Genomic DNA, 15,130 nt, shown 5'->3' with positions numbered 1-15,130 from the left:
AAGGGGCTCGTCCAGAATGTGAGGGGGATGGAGCTTCTGACGTAGAGGTGTTTTTTACCTCGCAGGAAGAAGCGAAGCCACCGAACATTCTGGACGAGCCACTGAAACTGGACAATGCTTTCGCTGAATTTTGAGGTGGGAGTATTACTGCCCACAAATAGCGGGATAAAAATATGTTCTACATTGTAGTATAACGAAAAACAATTTTAAATTTTAGAAAATTTTGTTAAAATATTTAAAAAGCTTGTACTAGAAAGGAAGAAACAAATGATACATAAATTAAAAGAAAATATCTCTTCTGTTTTTGTCGGAAAAGAAAATGTAATTGATCTCCTTCTCGTTTCTTTATTAGCAGATGGGCACATCCTATTAGAGGATGTACCTGGAACAGGAAAAACATTGCTGGCAAAAACAATTGCAAAAAGTATTGGCGGACAATTTTCACGTGTACAGTTCACACCTGATGTGTTACCGAGTGATGTAACAGGTATTGAATACTTTAATCCGAAAACAAGTGAATTTGAACTGCGCCTTGGTCCTGTTATGACAAATTTATTATTAGCAGATGAAATTAATCGTGCGATGCCGCGTACTCAATCGAGTTTATTAGAAGCAATGGAAGAAAGGCAAGTAACACTCGAAAAACAATCCACACCTCTTCCGAAACCATTTTTCGTAATCGCAACGCAAAATCCAATTGAATCACAAGGAACATTTCCACTTCCAGATGCTCAGCTTGATCGCTTTTTAATGACTGTTTCGATTGGCTATCCTACTCCAGAAGAAGAACTCCAAATGATGAGACGTTTTCGAAAGAACAAACCGTTAGATAAACTTCACCCAGTCATCTCACTAGAAGATATAATCCAAGTACAAAATAAAGTAAAGGATGTTCATGTTTCAGAACCTTTAGAAGGCTACATCATCAAACTTGCTAATGCAACTCGTAATCATGATTTTATTGCAAATGGAATTAGTCCGCGCGGAACACTCGCTTTAGTCAGGGCAATTCAAGCTCTTGCCTTTTTATGTAATCGCGAATTTTGTACACCAGAAGACGTACAATTTCTACTTCCTTACATTTGGAAGCATCGTATTATTTTATCTATGGAAGGTGCTCTTCGTACGACAAAACAAGAGATTATCGAAGGAATTTTAAAAGAGGTTGATGTACCGGTGGAGATTGAGCAAGCATGAACGGTCAACGTCTCGTTTCCATCCCGTTACTATTTCAAAGTCATATTATAAAATTAACGATCCCGATTGCACTGTTGTTCACATTTTACTTACCGCAGTCAATTATCATATACCCGTTTCTGTTTTATTATATATTTTCTTTTTTTATTTATCGGTATGTCACTTACATAGAAGACCACTTTCAAATTATCAATAAGAAACAAACAACAAGATTGTTTCCTGAGGAAAATGGACAACTATCCATTACGTTACAAAATGAAGCAAAATTACCGGTAGTGAATGGAAAATGCTTTTTTCATATAAATCCATCGCTCGTTATGCAGCCAAGTAACGGTCTAGATCAAATATCAAAAACGCTCTTTTCTTTCCCATTTTCACAACGTGCTCGCTCACAGCAAATGTGGGATTTAACATTCACAGCGACAAGACGGGGCGTTTTCCAAATTAAACAGTTTGAATGCATCATTGGTGATCCCTTTAACATCATTCAAGTTCATTTACCCGTTATGCATAAATTAAAAACAGAAATTATTATCTATCCTTCTCCAAAGCAGGTTGCGGGGTTACAAGAAATACAGCAACTATTACTAGGCACTTACAGAACAAATTTTTCTTTTTTCCATGATGAAACGTCAATTATCGGAGTAAAACAGTATGAAAGAGAATCATTTCGCTCCATCCATTGGAAAGCATCAGCGAAAATGCAAAGTTTGCAAGCAAAGCAATACGAAGCAGTAAAAAATTATAGCTGGACTATTTGCATCTGTCTTGCCTCAGATCGAGGACTTGGATGGAAAGAAAATATAGAAGACTTAATTTCTTATGCAACATACATTTGTCAAATTGCAACAGAAAAGAAAATTCCCTTTGAATTATTTATTAGCATTTTGGGAGAAGATGGGCCGCTGCACCTGACGCTGAATGAAGGTCCCATGCATTATGCAAAAGCATTGGAAGAACTTGCACGTATTTCAGAAGATAGTACATTACTGCCGCGAGATGGTTTTTTGCATTATATGATGCAAAAAAGAGTCAGGTCATCTACACTATTTTTCCTTGGCGTCCCAAAACATAATATACCTTATACAATGCAGCCAACATATATTGTTCACAATGAAGGAGTGGTGGAACAGCTTGAATACATGGCTACGGTACGTTAATAATTTTATTCTTCTTCTCCTTCTTTCTTTATTAACTGAAAAAGGAGAATTTGTACACATTGTCTTGTTTCTTCTAGTCAGTCATATTTGCTTACTTCCTATTATAAAAATTAGGAAAAATAAAAAAACATGGTTCGCAGCACTATTCATTCTACAAATCATTGCTTGCTATTCGTTGGCGTTATTTTCTTCAATAAGTTCCGTATTATTGCCGTTTTTCTTTTTACTTGTATACGCCAAAGATGATATTTCACCCTTTCATAAATTATTGGGAGCATTTCTATGGTCCTTTTGTTCGATCCTTCTCCATATGCAGCTTCCAAACATATTGGAAATAGGATTACTTATTTTGCATACATTCCTAACATTATGGATTACAAGTTTCAATCGAAACCAACAAATATTGCGTTTATTCTCAATTATAGCTATTGGGGTTATTGGCTTTTTATTCCTCCCTTTACTCTCTTACATACGAACTGGTATTGCCTATGCCATTCAATGGATTGCCTTAGGGTTGGGATATATATTAAATCCACTGTTTCTAGCAGCTGAACAGAAGCAAAAAGACGATTCTTTAAATCTTAAATTGGGGCAAGGTACTTCCCAGCCTCCTCCACCAATTCCTGAAAAAGGATATGACCCATTTATTTTACAATGTATCACTATTCTTATTATAGTAGTTGCTGCTATATATGTGATTTGGAAACTATATAAGAAACGTCATGAAATAAACTTAGGACGTATGTCTTCCTATGAACCTATCGTTGTTGGTCCAGAACAAGGAAATATACAAAAACGAAACCGAAAGTTACGACCACCAAACAGTACAATTCGTAAGGAAATATTTAAACTTGAAAAGAAATTAAAGCCGCCCTTAAATCGGCAACGTGGTGAGACAGTGGAAAAATGGATGGAAAGACTTCGTACTGAAGGAGACATATATATTCAGTCCAACATTATTATAGAAGCATATAGTACTGCCAGGTATGGAGAGAAAGAAGATAGCACTCTTCTTCAGCAGTTCAAAAACGAAACGAATACGTTATATCACTATAAAAAGGTAGCTAATAAGAAAAAATAATTCCAAATCCTAAAATTAAAAATCAAAAGGAGTACATATTAATCATGATATGTACTCTTCTTATTTGGTTGAACAGAACTCTCTATTTATCTCAAAATTTTATAAAGAAAGAGGATAAATTCCCTTATATTTTATCAAAATGGGGTTTTTCTTTGTAAAGTATTGTTCAATTTTTATAAAAAAGTTTGATCATTTTCTACTATTGATTCTCCACAATCGCTCATAAGTTATTGTTTTTTTAGCTCTTTACTTCCCTTTTTCCGGCTCAAAAATTTTTCTACCAATAATGATAACAGACCCTATCCCCGCAATAATTACACCGGTATTCATATTCTCAAACTATGATTCCCCTTTCTTACTATAAATTCCATATGCAATAACTCCAAATAAATAGCCTATTCCAGCTCCTAAACTAACTATAAATACTAGAAAGTTTGGTTTGAAAAACATGCCAAAAATTACACCGATAGCACAACCAAAAATCATTCCCATTGGTATTAAACTATCTATTAAATCTTTAGCGTCTCTTGACTTTTTCATACCTAATGTTCCTTTCTGTGTAAATAAAGTATCAAACTTTATTCCAAATCAACAAATGATCTATTTTTATCTAAGGCTATGTTAAACAATGTATGGATTTAAAACAAAGTTTAACCGTTTCAAAAAAAGATGAACCGAAATATCCTCTTAAGTGTGAAGTGACAATAAAATTGTTTAATTTTCGGAAGATTAGTAAATAATTGCTCCCCTTTACAATTTTAAAAGCCTTTCAATTACCAGTTGATCTGGAGGACTTATATTATTAGGAAGTTTTGTTAAATCAAAAAATTGAATATCTGTAGCTTCTGACTCGTCAAATTTTAATGAGCCACAATAATCTCGACAGATAAAAGCTGTTACAACATTATATACTTCATCTCCATGTGGATATTGGTAATAAAAATCCTTTCCTGAAAAAGTGCTTAGTAAATCTAATTGATTCGCTTTTAATCCTGTTTCTTCAAACATCTCTCTACTTGCAACATCTTCAAGACTTTCCCCTAATTCCATAGAACCACCCACAAGTCCCCAACATTTATTATCTTTTCTTAATTGCATCAAAAATTGATTCTTATTATTAAAAATTAACACACAGGCTCCAACCATAATTAGAGGTTCAGTTCCAACTTTTTTTCGTAAATTCATAATAAAGCTCATGTTATTTTCTCCTGCCTTTTTTCACTGATTAAATATCAAAATATTCTTTCTTTTATTATACAGAGAAGTTAAAGAAGATGGTATAAAAATCCAAATTCATACCATCTTTAAAAATTTTTGTTTGTTTTTAAACTACTTTATTGTAAATTAAACAACTTTATTATCTCTGTACAGATAAAGGAGTGCCACCAACACGGATTTACAGCGTTAAGGATATTCCAGCATTAAAAATCCCAATCTCTCAGTGATATAAATGAGAAATTGGGATTTAATTATTCAACAATTGCGCACAATTGTTAAAGAGTTTGATGCCATCAGAATTATATTTTCTTATCTCCACTAAGGACCACTCCACATTTTTTCTCTAATTTATTATCTTTCTCCTTCTAAAATAACAGCCACTAAAAAAAGAATGAATTTTCTCGCAATTACTCTTGCGTAATTCCTTTCTTGTAGTTAGAATGAATTATAGTTAGATAATCTAATTAAAAGGAGTAGACATAAAGAAAATGCGTAAGAATGGCAAAGGAACATATTCAGATGATACCTTACCAAAATTGGGTATTCACCCTTATTTAGACCTTATTAATCACTCTGCACCATCAAGTACAAACCGTAATGATGCCTCTATGGGCTTAATCATGTTATGGTTAAGCGATAATATCTTAGATGTAATGGATCAAGAGTTAGCTCACTTCGGGATTACAGAAAGCAAACTTGATTTGCTAATCTTAATAACTCTGCATGATAACAAAGTGATAACCCCTTCAGCAATAGCTGAACGTTTAGGAATTAGGCGGGCATCTGCAACTTCTATGATTGATTGGTTGGAAAAAAGAAACCTTGTTACACGAAAACCTAGTTCGTTTGATCGTAGAAAAATCCATGTCAGTATTACCGAAGAAGGCCGTACGTTTGTTGAAAAAGTATTGCCAACATATTGGTCCGTTTGTGCCTCTATTTTTGATGAATTAGATCCTACTGAGCGCCAAGTATTTGAGAAAATCATCAAGAAATTAAATGAAAATATGCAAGTACGACTTGGAGTTGGGCGATAAAGTGAAACTTTAATCAGTGTTTTTTTTTTCATCCCCCACTGATTATTAGTTGAACCAATCGGGCTTTTACGGGCAGTTTATCTCCCACCTAACTTCTTTGCCTTCGCTGAATTTTGAGGTGGGAGTATTACTGCCCGTTAATGCGGGATAAATAGCAATTAACAGCTACCTATCCAAAGCGATAGTAGCTCTTTTTCAACTATTTAATTAGGTTATCTAACTATAAGTTAATATAATTAAAGTAAAGGTGAAGGTGATTTTATGATCGCGATCGATTTTGAAAAACAGCACAACTATAATCTTATGACACTCATATTATGCTGGACTGGAATGGTTGTTATGTCCAGTTTATATGTAAGTATCCCACTCATTACCATATTTAGTGATAATTTTCATGTTTCTCTATCGCAAGCAGCTACAACTTCTAGTATATTTTCAATAGGTTTTGCTAGTGGATGTTTTATTTACGGTGCGATTTCTGAAAAATATGGCCGCAAAAACATTATATGCATTGGATTAATTTCTTTAAGTGTCATTTCATTACTGCTTGGAATGGTTCATTCTTTCTCATATATTGTTGTATTAAGAGGTCTACAAGGTTTAGCTGCTGCAACATTTTCACCAGTGGCGTTAGCGTACACACTAGAAGCATTCCCTAACGAAAGAAAGGTTGGTGCTGTTGGTTTTATTAGTACAGGATTCCTCGTTGCCGGAATCGTCGGTCAAGTGTTTAGTGCTTACGTAAGCCAACAATTTCATTGGCAATTTGTTTTTTACTCCCTTTCTGCAGTTTATATTCTTACTGCATCAATAGTGTTCTGGTTACTACCAACAAGTATAAGTCATAATCAAAAGAAAAATATTTGGGAGCCAATGAAGCAACTCGGCATTGTCTTTACTAATAAAAATCTAATATTTAGTTACGTAATAGCGTTTGTTCTACTCATGTCTTTCGTTAGTATGTACACCACCTTAGGACAATATTTAACTAATCTACCTTTCCAAATGAACAATCACGAACTTCTTTATATTCGTTCATTCGGGGTCCTAGGAATGATATTGTCTCCACTAGCAGGTAAATTAGCAAAACGTTTTAGCGTTCTGTTTGTACTTCGGTGGGCGCTACTTCTCTCCATTTTCGCCCTAGCTTCGATGGGCTTTCTTACAAACATATTCTTTTTAACAGTAATGAGTATAGTCTTTGTAAGTGGCATTGCACTCTCCGTACCTTCTTTAGTTTCTCTTGTTGGTCAATTAGGAGGTAAAGCTCGTAGTATTGCAATATCAATGTACACAGTCATTTTATTTGCTGGAACAAGTTTCGGTCCAATTATTTCTTTTACATTTATGAAAGCTTTCAGTTTCACTACGACGTTTATTCTACTTGCAGCCATACTCGGTCTAGGCTTACTTGCAGCTTGTCTCGTTAAACATGAAAATTCACCAATAGTTGAAGTGAAATAAGGAGATTTCCGCTACTTTTAACGTATTTCCGAAAGAAGTCCCCATCTTCAAGTGCATGACGGGCATGAAGTGAGCCCAGCGGTAAGGTGGGGATGAATTTTTTCGGTTAGGCATAGCCTAACTGATTTGTAAAAACTGCCAATTATTCGTATGGTGTATACGTTCTATATCCGAGTCCTTCACTTGTTTATAAGATTTAGCAGGATTTTGTATATATTGTCCATGTATGTCTTGTACGTATACCATTTTCCCTGTAAACCCTACCACAAATCCTACTTGTCCAAACACTTTCACTTTATCTCCCAAATAGATTCCATTTACATGTGGTGTATTTTTGTTGTTGCGTTTTGCACTTGTATTTCTCGTTTTTCTCCCTTTTCTTGCGGTTGCTTCATGCAGGGAACGTTTTTTCTTTCTAAATTGCTTGATGCAAAATTCGCCGCTTTGATCATATTCTTGTATTTGTGTTGAATTGGTAATCGCAATTGCGTCATTTACATGTGTTTTGGATAAACCTAATTCTTTTCGTTTTAGCATGGTGTAACTACCATACGTAATGTCACAATCTAAATGATTCATGATTTGTAACCGTAATATATTCATAAAGGCGGTTTCTTTATATTGTTTTGGTTTCTTGAAACTGTGTTTGAGTGTGCCTTGATGAAATTGTTGATGGCATTCATCATGTACTGTTACAAGATTATCTGCCATATCAGAGCCACCATTGCAGCGTTCGATAATATGATGCGTATGCAAAATGCCACCTTTCTTCTTACAAATTTGACAGGTGTAATTGTCTCTTGCGAATACATAATATCTCGTATTCCAAAAGCCAAAGGCATCTCCTTGTTGATATTCCGTTCCTTGTATATCGGGATTTTTTAGTTTTTGCGCATCAAATTTCCCTACTTCTACAATGACTTTCGGTGAGGGTAAAAGTGACTTGAATGTTTCAATCCAATGAATTTGGTTATCTACTCTGCTTTGAATGGATGGTGGCAACCATCCTTCTTTCTTTTTTCGATTGAGAAAACGTGCTTTGCGATATCTTGTTTTTCGTTGTCTTCTCCCTCTGCGTAATGTAGCTCTTAGTGTGAGGTTTTCTTTGACATCTTGACGCAATTCAATCGTTCCTTTTGTTACCACTTTGTCTCCAGTGGTAATCGCAATACCGATATGCTTTGCACCACTAACAACACCAATTGTAATGGGTTGTACCGTTTCTCCAGTAGCATATTGTAATTGAATCGTAAACGGAGTATATCTCATAATCTTTGCTTTTCCTTGTTTAAGAAGAAGCCGTGCCTTGCCATGACTGCAAGGCATGAGCGGTTCTCCTCTTAAATTCTTGACAAATACACACATGTTTTGTCCCTCCTAAGAGTATGTTTCCCTTCAATAATGTTTGTAGGTGCCCTCAACTTCTTATAAAAGAAGGCTTGTGGTTGACCGTTCCTTCCCAATCAGAACTGTTACAGAGCCACCATAGAGCCAAGAACTAGGGAATCATTCTTGGGTATGCAACCTACGAACGGAGTCCAAGAAAGACTGAGGCTAGACAACCAAGGCTTTTTTCAAGCCCCCACTTCAAAACGTGTTAACGTTTAAGTGGTGGGTAGTTGACTATGTAATGATTCATTCCATCACGTAAAAAAGAGTATACCTTTATATCCTCTTTTTTATCATACATTTCCCTATTTCTTTACGTTGTCACAATATGTTCTACACACTCAGGTAAATATTTAAGCTTTGTTGTTAAAAAGGCAGGTTGCATATGAAAAAGATGTAACTCCTCTAGTGGAACCCACTGAAATTCAAACTCTCGTCCTCCATCTTCTCTTATAAAAGAACCTGTTTTCGGAATAGGGCAATCTTCTAAATGCGTTTCATAGTAAAAGCCAATTTCATGGAAATCATGATTATCATAAGTAAAAAACTTCTCAACAACCCATATTAATCGTTTTACATTTGCATTCGCTTCGAGTTCTTCTTGAAGCTCTCTTTTCAGAGCAGACTCACTACTTTCAAGCATTTGAACTCGTCCGCCCGGTAAACACCAAAAATTATCTCCCTTCCCACGATGGAGAAGAACCTGTCCATTTTCAATACATACTGCCGCTACGCGATAATTGAATCGCTTTCCGTTTTCAGTAAAAACAATATCCATCCTTATCCCCTCCATACTTAACTAACAACTCAAAAGCCGCAAATTTCATTATAAGAAATTTACGGCTTTTTTTCTATATATATACAACTTTAAAAACCGATATAAAACTCCCTTTCTTTTCAGGGGAGACGAGAGCATCTGGCCGCGCATAGAAACGGTCAGGGCCCTTTCCTACTACATGCAAGGTTTAAAAAAAGGAGAAAGCAAGTAGCGATCAAGTTGTATTCTGCCTAGCAGCGACTTATACGTCGAAAAATTTAAATGGATATATATAACAACTTCTTAAATTTCCTAACATCCTCTAACTCTTAAAAACAAGCTTTATTTACCAAATAGTAGAAATCTCTCTCAATTTATTGTATGATATACCAGAAAATTTTAAATTTAATAAAAATATTATTATAATGAGTCAATCCATTTGGAAAAATCGAAATTATGTCCGCCTTTTCACAGCAAATTCTACTTCAAGCTTCGGCGATATGTTTGATATCATTGCTATGCTTATGCTATTTACGTATATTGGGAAAGCACAACCCATTTTAATCGCTCTTATTCCTGTTACATATACCTTTCCTAGTATATTGTTTAGTCAATTTACTGGGATTCAAATAGCATTTCGGACTGTTGGTATTATTACATTATTATTGTGTTTTACAAGTGCTATTATAAATAGACTCTTGCTAAAAAGCATTTCTCAAAAAGAAACGAAAGTATTCATTTCCTAATCAAAAAGCAGCATAACAATTTTATATCGTTTTGCTGCTTACTGTGGATTTGAAATAAAGTCACTGGTTATTGATAGTTACCTATTTTCAACAGATGTAACTTATAAAAAGCTCAGATTATATAGGTTTACCGTTTAAAGGGGTGATTAAATGATTGAAATAATCTATGATGCCAGTACCCTGGAAGGCTCTTGTTATATAGAGGTTCTCCCTGATAAGTATAAAGGCGAATGTTGGAATACTTCCTCTATTTTCTTTACAGAAGAAAACTTTGGCTATATAATGCCTGCCTTTGAAAAGTGCTATAAGAAATTCGATTATTTTGCTTTCAATGAAATAGATATAGCAACTTGGAAGTTACTTATTATGGAATTAGAAAAAATGAAACAATATCTATCTGAAAAACCTAATCCACATTCACTGAAGGATGTATTAGGTTTTCCATTCGCCTATTCCAAGGAAGAATTTATGGAAAACTATGATACGAACATAAAGCAACTTATCTCGATGATTACCGAATTTCAATCGTGGATAAAGGAAAAAAGTGTCTCAACTAAGTTCATTTCCGTTTTAGGAATGTAATTTAATGAGTTCAAAGGACTTTTCTAAATACTGAAGTCCTTTGTAAATATTAAAAATTAACAATATTATTTAACAGAGCCTAAAATTAAAGAATATCACTAGTCTTTCTTTTATTCGGCATAATTCTTCTTTTTAGTATATGTGTTCGCTGAAAGTAGCAAACCAAGTTCCTTTGATGAAATGAAATACATCGCTATATGTTCCAGTAGCGGTATATTCATATAATTGCGGAGTAAAAAATCCAGTATAGGTTATATTAGGAAAATGGGTAAATCCATGGGATCCACCTGCTATTGTAAATGTAATCTCCTTTGTAGTACGATTTATGAAACCAGATACGTCGTTACCATCTATTACACCCGATACAGTGCCGTCACTAAGAATTAAAAGGAATCCCCACATTGGAGTTGGATTCCCATCAAGAAATAATTGTACGTCATTTCTACTCCATATTGGAACGTCTTTAACACTGATTCCATCTTTTAAATTATATGAGGTGCAGTACGCGTGGGGATATGGATTATAAGGATGCTGTTGCATAATAACACTCCTTTACAGATAATAATTACAGTTACAAAATATGTGCAAATCAAGGTATGTTGCGCCTATCTTTTTCGTGGTATGTACCTAAAAAAGGGAATTCTTCAAATATTCTTGAAGGCTTATCTCCCATGTAGTAACGAACAAAAACTGGTTTCAACATCGTGGGTATTAAGTGCTTTAACTGAAAATCGGCTATTTAAAAACCCTTTCACTTGTTAATTCATATTCCTCTTTCTTTCGACCACGTTTATCCCGCATTAACGGGCAGTAATACTCCCACCTCAAAATTCAGCGAAAACAAAGAAGTTAGGTGGGAGATAAACTGTCCGTAAAGGCCCGATTGGTTCAACTAATAATCAGTGGGGGATGAAGAAAACCCCCACTGATTAAAGTTTCGTTTTATCTTGTAGTGCTTCTTCACCATTCGCTTCATACCTTCTCTTCCACTCTCTAATCGCCCCAGGATCAACCGAAATTTAGAAGTAATGTCAGCTATTGATTGATGACCATCTTTATAAAGCGCTAAAATCGCTAATTTTTTAGCTTTAGAATATTTTATTCGCTCCATAAAAAATACTCCCCTTAGATAAACAGATTTTTATTTTTTATCTGTCTACCTAATGGGAAGCATATCATCTTTTTTCAAAATAGATTCTTTTTATTTACCGTAGAATACGGGTTAACACGATATTTTTAATCAAACTTTATTTTAAAGCTACACTTACATCATTTATATATACTTTACAAATAACACTCGACTTCCACCTTTTCCATCATAGTTTGTATGTACAGACACTCCCTCTATTTCATCATCTCCTCTTTCAATATCAAATCCGATCTCACGATGAAATTGAATTGATTTTGTATTAATAGGAGATGTTATTGCTTTTACAACGTGACGACCATTAGAACGAACTACATCAAAAAAAGAAGAATACAATGCTGATGCAACCCCTTGTCTTCTAAATTTCGGATTCACACCGATAAAATGAACATACGCTTCATCTTTAAAAGTTTGCGAGAAAAAGCCGCATAAAAACCCTGCAATTTCATTGTCTTTTTCAATAATAAAACTAGTTTCTTGAAAATGAACAAAAAAGAGCTTTGGCAGCAAATCTGCCATCGGTCTCCCGCCCCACCAGTCATTAATAACAGAATGAATTGTAGTATAGTCCTCAGACCTAATTTTTCTTATGTACATATGTCATGTCCTCTCTTTTTCCAGTTATACTTATGTTATTAAATATTGAGATGTATTTTCCTGTTTAACTTAGAAATTCATTTTTGCCGATTCCTATAATCATATGAGATAATTCGTTTAAAACAAATGAAATTAGGTGAAAAAACATGCACATAAAACCTTCTTTTGGCGAGAAAAAACAGCATATAGAATACATCTCACGCCCAAGCTCTTATGCAATTATTTTTAAAGAAAATACTAGTAAAATAGCCGTTCTCCGAAAAGGAGTAAGATACTTTTTACCTGGCGGTGGAATAGAAAATAATGAAACAAAAGAAAGCTGCTTACACCGTGAACTATTAGAAGAGTTAGGCTGGGAAATTGAAGTGCAGCACTATATTGGAAATGCTGAGCGTTACTTTTATGCTAAAAAAGAAGGCGCTTACTATTTAAATGATGGGTATTTTTACATATGTAACAAAATACGAAAAAAGCATGTCCCTCAGGAAGATGACTATATCCTGCATTGGGTATCTTCTTCTGAAGCACAGCAGTTGCTTGTTCATGATCATCAACAATGGGCTGTGAGGCAAGCAATTTTATTATGCAAACAAAAATAATTACTTTTTCTTAGAATGATCACCCTTTTATTCCACAAAAAAGAAGTTTAATTTTTATTCACATAAAATCCGTTACTTAAATTTGTTACATCTTCTATAAAGTCACATGTTCGTATTCTAATTTACTACTTAACTGTTCGACTATAAGTTCAAGTGTTTGCTTTTCTAATGTATCTGCATTATTAACTATAAAATCTAATGCACTCCATATTTTAGCTATTGTAATTTGCTGTGTTAATTCTGAGGCTGAATATGGAAACAATACTGAAGTAGCTTTCCAAAAGTTAATGTATGTGTTAGCAATACTAGTTTCTAATGATTTATCTACTGTTCCTAATCCAGGGATTATAATGGCAAGATCAATTGCAGGAGAACCATATCCTATACGTTCCCAATCGAATAAAACTAATTGATTATTATTTCTTATTCCCCAATTTGTAGGATTAGGATCACCAGATATACAACATAACTTGGCAAATATTTCTTTAGATGCAATACGTAAATCTTCAATTACTGTTTTTACATTCAATGGTAGTAATTTTAATGCTTTGTTATCTAAATTCTTACTCCATTGAAAGATGAAAGGTTCATTTATATTTAGATTTTGATTCCATGTATTGAAGTGCAAAGTAAATAAATACTTTATTTGCTCTGTATCACCTTTCCATCTCGTTTTAGGAAATGACAGTGGTATATCTTCAATTACAAACCAATAACTTTGTTCTTCTTCGTATGTGTCATATGTATCAGGAATATCAATCTTTTTACTATGAAAAACCGACGTTAAATGATTATAAACATCATATTCTCTCTTATATATCGTATTTTTAACTATAACAGATTTCTTTTCAAACAAAAGGTGGAAGCAGGATGTGCCTTTTTCTTTATTCACACCGCTTAGCTCGACTATCATTTTCGGCTCTCCATAATTATCTTGGATAAATCGCCGAACCAATGTTGGTAACCTATTCAATTCACACCATCCTTTCATTTTTTATGACTTGTATTCTCTCTAAAGCTCAACTGATTTGGTACTCCATTCCATTGTATTACTTTCCGTTCATTTCCTTCAATTCAAAAAATTAAAACTCTTTTATAACATTATTTACACAATCTGAACACACAAAAAATGACCACACCCCTCACGATGTAGTCATTTCCATACTAACTTACCTTCTTTAATTTAAATACTGGCTTCTTCACTGTTCCTTTTTTCACAACATATAACCCAGCGAAAATAACAAATCCACCAAACAACTGCATCATGTTTACCTGTTCGCCAATCATCATAGCCGCAAATATAACAGCGAATAACGGAACAAGATACATATAAACCATTACTTTTGTTGACCCAATTTTACTAATTCCAACATACCACATTGCCAGTCCAAAAATTGTGGCAAAAACAATAGAATAACCTAATGATCCCCAGCTTAACATGTCAGTTGGCCATGTTAACGAGTCGACATTTATAAAACAGTATAATACAAGCGGCACAATTCCTAACAAAGTCGACCAAGCGGTAACTCGCATGGCAGAGTATTTTGTAATAAGCGGCTGAGCCAAAATCGGATACCAACCCCATGCAATCGACGCAACCAATCCAATCAGATTTCCAATCCACGCATATTCATGTGCAGACTGATTGGTATGCCCTGTTAATAATACAAGTGCTGCACCGCTAAAAGAAAGCATAGATCCGATTTGTATTTTTAGGGAAAAGCGTTCTTGTTTATGTAATACCGCTAAAATCCCCGTAAAGATTGGTGACATTGCAATTAATAATGAAGCGTTCGTCGCAGATGTGTATTTTACGGAAAGCATAAACAATGTTTGATATAAAGTTGTTCCAACAATACCTACCATCAAAAGTCTAAGCCAGTCTTTTTTCTCTATACGTAACGAGCGTTCCATAATAAAGGTAATAAGCAACAAAACCGGAGACGCCACTAAGAAGCGCATGCTATTAAATTGAACGGACGACATATATGCCACCCCATATTTTCCTATCGTATAGTTTGCTCCCCATACTAAAGCAACTAACATCAGGAGCCCTTCCATTTTCCTTTGTCTCATCCAAACCTCTCCTTCCCTCATTTAGCATAGTAAAATTGGCCTGATGTAACACCATCCAATTGGCTGTTTTTTTACCCAGC

General features: G+C 34.5%; 16 protein-coding genes and 1 pseudogene. 8 read left to right on the top strand and 9 right to left on the bottom strand.

All coding sequences use genetic code 11. The annotated features are described in order from the left end of the window. Positions 1 to 267 precede the first annotated feature (267 nt). From MR076_RS17465 to MR076_RS17455, 3 genes are read left to right on the top strand one after another with little or no spacing between them, the layout of a single operon-like run. A complete protein-coding gene (locus MR076_RS17465) occupies positions 268 to 1,197 on the top strand; it encodes an AAA family ATPase (protein WP_242222593.1) in 930 nt (309 codons plus the stop codon). Next, positions 1,194 to 2,357: a DUF58 domain-containing protein gene (locus tag MR076_RS17460; protein WP_242222591.1), complete on the top strand. Its 1,164-nt coding sequence runs from the start codon at positions 1,194 to 1,196 to the stop codon at positions 2,355 to 2,357. Before MR076_RS17465 ends, MR076_RS17460 begins: the two co-directional genes overlap by 4 nt. Next, positions 2,332 to 3,438 carry a DUF4018 domain-containing protein gene (locus MR076_RS17455; protein ID WP_242222590.1) on the top strand — a complete coding sequence of 369 codons (1,107 nt, stop codon included), beginning with the start codon at positions 2,332 to 2,334 and terminating at the stop codon, positions 3,436 to 3,438. The genes MR076_RS17460 and MR076_RS17455 overlap by 26 nt, the downstream gene beginning before the upstream one ends. Positions 3,439 to 3,777: 339 nt before the next feature. On the opposite strand, the pseudogene MR076_RS17450 reads toward MR076_RS17455, so the two are convergent. After that, positions 3,778 to 3,993, bottom strand: a pseudogene (locus MR076_RS17450) (hypothetical protein); the annotation flags it as partial. Between the two features lie 195 nt (positions 3,994 to 4,188). Beyond that, entirely contained in the window at positions 4,189 to 4,635 is a 447-nt protein-coding gene (locus tag MR076_RS17445; RefSeq protein WP_242222588.1) for an NUDIX hydrolase, read from the bottom strand. 509 nt (positions 4,636 to 5,144) lie between these two features. Between MR076_RS17445 and MR076_RS17440 the strand changes: the two genes are divergently transcribed. Together MR076_RS17440 and MR076_RS17435 are read left to right on the top strand one after the other, a co-directional pair. Further along, complete coding sequence (locus tag MR076_RS17440) at positions 5,145 to 5,693, top strand: MarR family winged helix-turn-helix transcriptional regulator (RefSeq protein ID WP_242222586.1); 549 nt, start codon at positions 5,145 to 5,147, stop codon at positions 5,691 to 5,693. A gap of 261 nt (positions 5,694 to 5,954) precedes the next feature. Continuing rightward, on the top strand, positions 5,955 to 7,157 hold the full coding sequence (locus MR076_RS17435; RefSeq protein ID WP_242222585.1) for an MFS transporter: 1,203 nt from the start codon (positions 5,955 to 5,957) through the stop codon (positions 7,155 to 7,157). Positions 7,158 to 7,274: 117 nt separating this feature from the next. Here the strand turns inward: MR076_RS17435 and iscB are convergent, their stop codons facing one another. Both iscB and MR076_RS17425 read right to left on the bottom strand, forming a co-directional pair. Further along, entirely contained in the window at positions 7,275 to 8,522 is a 1,248-nt protein-coding gene (gene iscB / locus MR076_RS17430) for an RNA-guided endonuclease IscB (protein WP_242222583.1), read from the bottom strand. Positions 8,523 to 8,859: 337 nt separating this feature from the next. After that, the gene (locus tag MR076_RS17425; protein ID WP_242222582.1) at positions 8,860 to 9,324 is read right to left on the bottom strand and encodes an NUDIX hydrolase; all 465 of its coding nucleotides are present in this window, start codon (positions 9,322 to 9,324) and stop codon (positions 8,860 to 8,862) included. A 404-nt stretch (positions 9,325 to 9,728) separates the two neighbouring features. On the opposite strand from MR076_RS17425, the gene MR076_RS17420 reads away from it, so the two are divergent. Together MR076_RS17420 and MR076_RS17415 are read left to right on the top strand one after the other, a co-directional pair. Further along, the gene (locus MR076_RS17420) at positions 9,729 to 10,049 is read left to right on the top strand and encodes a hypothetical protein (RefSeq protein ID WP_242222581.1); all 321 of its coding nucleotides are present in this window, start codon (positions 9,729 to 9,731) and stop codon (positions 10,047 to 10,049) included. Positions 10,050 to 10,199: 150 nt separating this feature from the next. Next, a complete protein-coding gene (locus MR076_RS17415) occupies positions 10,200 to 10,631 on the top strand; it encodes a hypothetical protein (RefSeq protein ID WP_242222579.1) in 432 nt (143 codons plus the stop codon). Between the two features lie 132 nt (positions 10,632 to 10,763). Here MR076_RS17415 and MR076_RS17410 read toward each other — a convergent pair whose 3' ends face one another. From MR076_RS17410 to MR076_RS17400, 3 genes are all read right to left on the bottom strand, one after another. Beyond that, complete coding sequence (locus tag MR076_RS17410) at positions 10,764 to 11,171, bottom strand: hypothetical protein (RefSeq protein ID WP_242222577.1); 408 nt, start codon at positions 11,169 to 11,171, stop codon at positions 10,764 to 10,766. A 352-nt stretch (positions 11,172 to 11,523) separates the two neighbouring features. After that, positions 11,524 to 11,742 carry a helix-turn-helix domain-containing protein gene (locus MR076_RS17405; protein WP_242222575.1) on the bottom strand — a complete coding sequence of 73 codons (219 nt, stop codon included), beginning with the start codon at positions 11,740 to 11,742 and terminating at the stop codon, positions 11,524 to 11,526. A 162-nt stretch (positions 11,743 to 11,904) separates the two neighbouring features. Beyond that, complete coding sequence (locus MR076_RS17400; RefSeq protein ID WP_242222573.1) at positions 11,905 to 12,375, bottom strand: GNAT family N-acetyltransferase; 471 nt, start codon at positions 12,373 to 12,375, stop codon at positions 11,905 to 11,907. Between the two features lie 146 nt (positions 12,376 to 12,521). On the opposite strand from MR076_RS17400, the gene MR076_RS17395 reads away from it, so the two are divergent. Beyond that, positions 12,522 to 12,974, top strand: a complete 453-nt coding sequence (locus tag MR076_RS17395; protein WP_242222571.1) for an NUDIX hydrolase — start codon at positions 12,522 to 12,524, stop codon at positions 12,972 to 12,974. 94 nt (positions 12,975 to 13,068) lie between these two features. On the opposite strand, the gene MR076_RS17390 is transcribed toward MR076_RS17395, so the two are convergent. Both MR076_RS17390 and MR076_RS17385 read right to left on the bottom strand, forming a co-directional pair. Beyond that, positions 13,069 to 13,887, bottom strand: a complete 819-nt coding sequence (locus tag MR076_RS17390; RefSeq protein WP_242222569.1) for a phosphotransferase family protein — start codon at positions 13,885 to 13,887, stop codon at positions 13,069 to 13,071. Positions 13,888 to 14,138: 251 nt separating this feature from the next. After that, positions 14,139 to 15,050 (bottom strand): DMT family transporter, encoded by a 912-nt coding sequence (locus tag MR076_RS17385; RefSeq protein WP_242222567.1) that lies wholly within the window; start codon positions 15,048 to 15,050, stop codon positions 14,139 to 14,141. Positions 15,051 to 15,130 lie beyond the last annotated feature (80 nt).

Source organism: Bacillus cereus group sp. BfR-BA-01380 (assembly GCF_022663535.1).
Lineage (GTDB): Bacteria > Bacillota > Bacilli > Bacillales > Bacillaceae_G > Bacillus_A > Bacillus_A cereus_BB.
The sequence above is the reverse complement of the archived record's forward strand: the minus strand, read 5'-3'. Positions and strand labels throughout refer to the sequence as shown.

What these genes read in the sequence shown, in the direction of transcription:
- MR076_RS17440 (WP_242222586.1), top strand. Translation starts at nt 5,145, where the DNA reads ATGCGTAAGAATGGCAAAGGAACATATTCAGATGATACCTTACCAAAA.
- MR076_RS17390 (WP_242222569.1), bottom strand. Translation starts at nt 13,887, where the DNA reads ATGATAGTCGAGCTAAGCGGTGTGAATAAAGAAAAAGGCACATCCTGC.
- MR076_RS17395 (WP_242222571.1), top strand. Translation starts at nt 12,522, where the DNA reads ATGCACATAAAACCTTCTTTTGGCGAGAAAAAACAGCATATAGAATAC.
- iscB (WP_242222583.1), bottom strand. Translation starts at nt 8,522, where the DNA reads ATGTGTGTATTTGTCAAGAATTTAAGAGGAGAACCGCTCATGCCTTGC.
- MR076_RS17405 (WP_242222575.1), bottom strand. Translation starts at nt 11,742, where the DNA reads ATGGAGCGAATAAAATATTCTAAAGCTAAAAAATTAGCGATTTTAGCG.
- MR076_RS17435 (WP_242222585.1), top strand. Translation starts at nt 5,955, where the DNA reads ATGATCGCGATCGATTTTGAAAAACAGCACAACTATAATCTTATGACA.
- MR076_RS17410 (WP_242222577.1), bottom strand. Translation starts at nt 11,171, where the DNA reads ATGCAACAGCATCCTTATAATCCATATCCCCACGCGTACTGCACCTCA.
- MR076_RS17400 (WP_242222573.1), bottom strand. Translation starts at nt 12,375, where the DNA reads ATGTACATAAGAAAAATTAGGTCTGAGGACTATACTACAATTCATTCT.
- MR076_RS17445 (WP_242222588.1), bottom strand. Translation starts at nt 4,635, where the DNA reads ATGAGCTTTATTATGAATTTACGAAAAAAAGTTGGAACTGAACCTCTA.
- MR076_RS17460 (WP_242222591.1), top strand. Translation starts at nt 1,194, where the DNA reads ATGAACGGTCAACGTCTCGTTTCCATCCCGTTACTATTTCAAAGTCAT.
- MR076_RS17415 (WP_242222579.1), top strand. Translation starts at nt 10,200, where the DNA reads ATGATTGAAATAATCTATGATGCCAGTACCCTGGAAGGCTCTTGTTAT.
- MR076_RS17385 (WP_242222567.1), bottom strand. Translation starts at nt 15,050, where the DNA reads ATGAGACAAAGGAAAATGGAAGGGCTCCTGATGTTAGTTGCTTTAGTA.
- MR076_RS17465 (WP_242222593.1), top strand. Translation starts at nt 268, where the DNA reads ATGATACATAAATTAAAAGAAAATATCTCTTCTGTTTTTGTCGGAAAA.
- MR076_RS17420 (WP_242222581.1), top strand. Translation starts at nt 9,729, where the DNA reads ATGAGTCAATCCATTTGGAAAAATCGAAATTATGTCCGCCTTTTCACA.
- MR076_RS17425 (WP_242222582.1), bottom strand. Translation starts at nt 9,324, where the DNA reads ATGGATATTGTTTTTACTGAAAACGGAAAGCGATTCAATTATCGCGTA.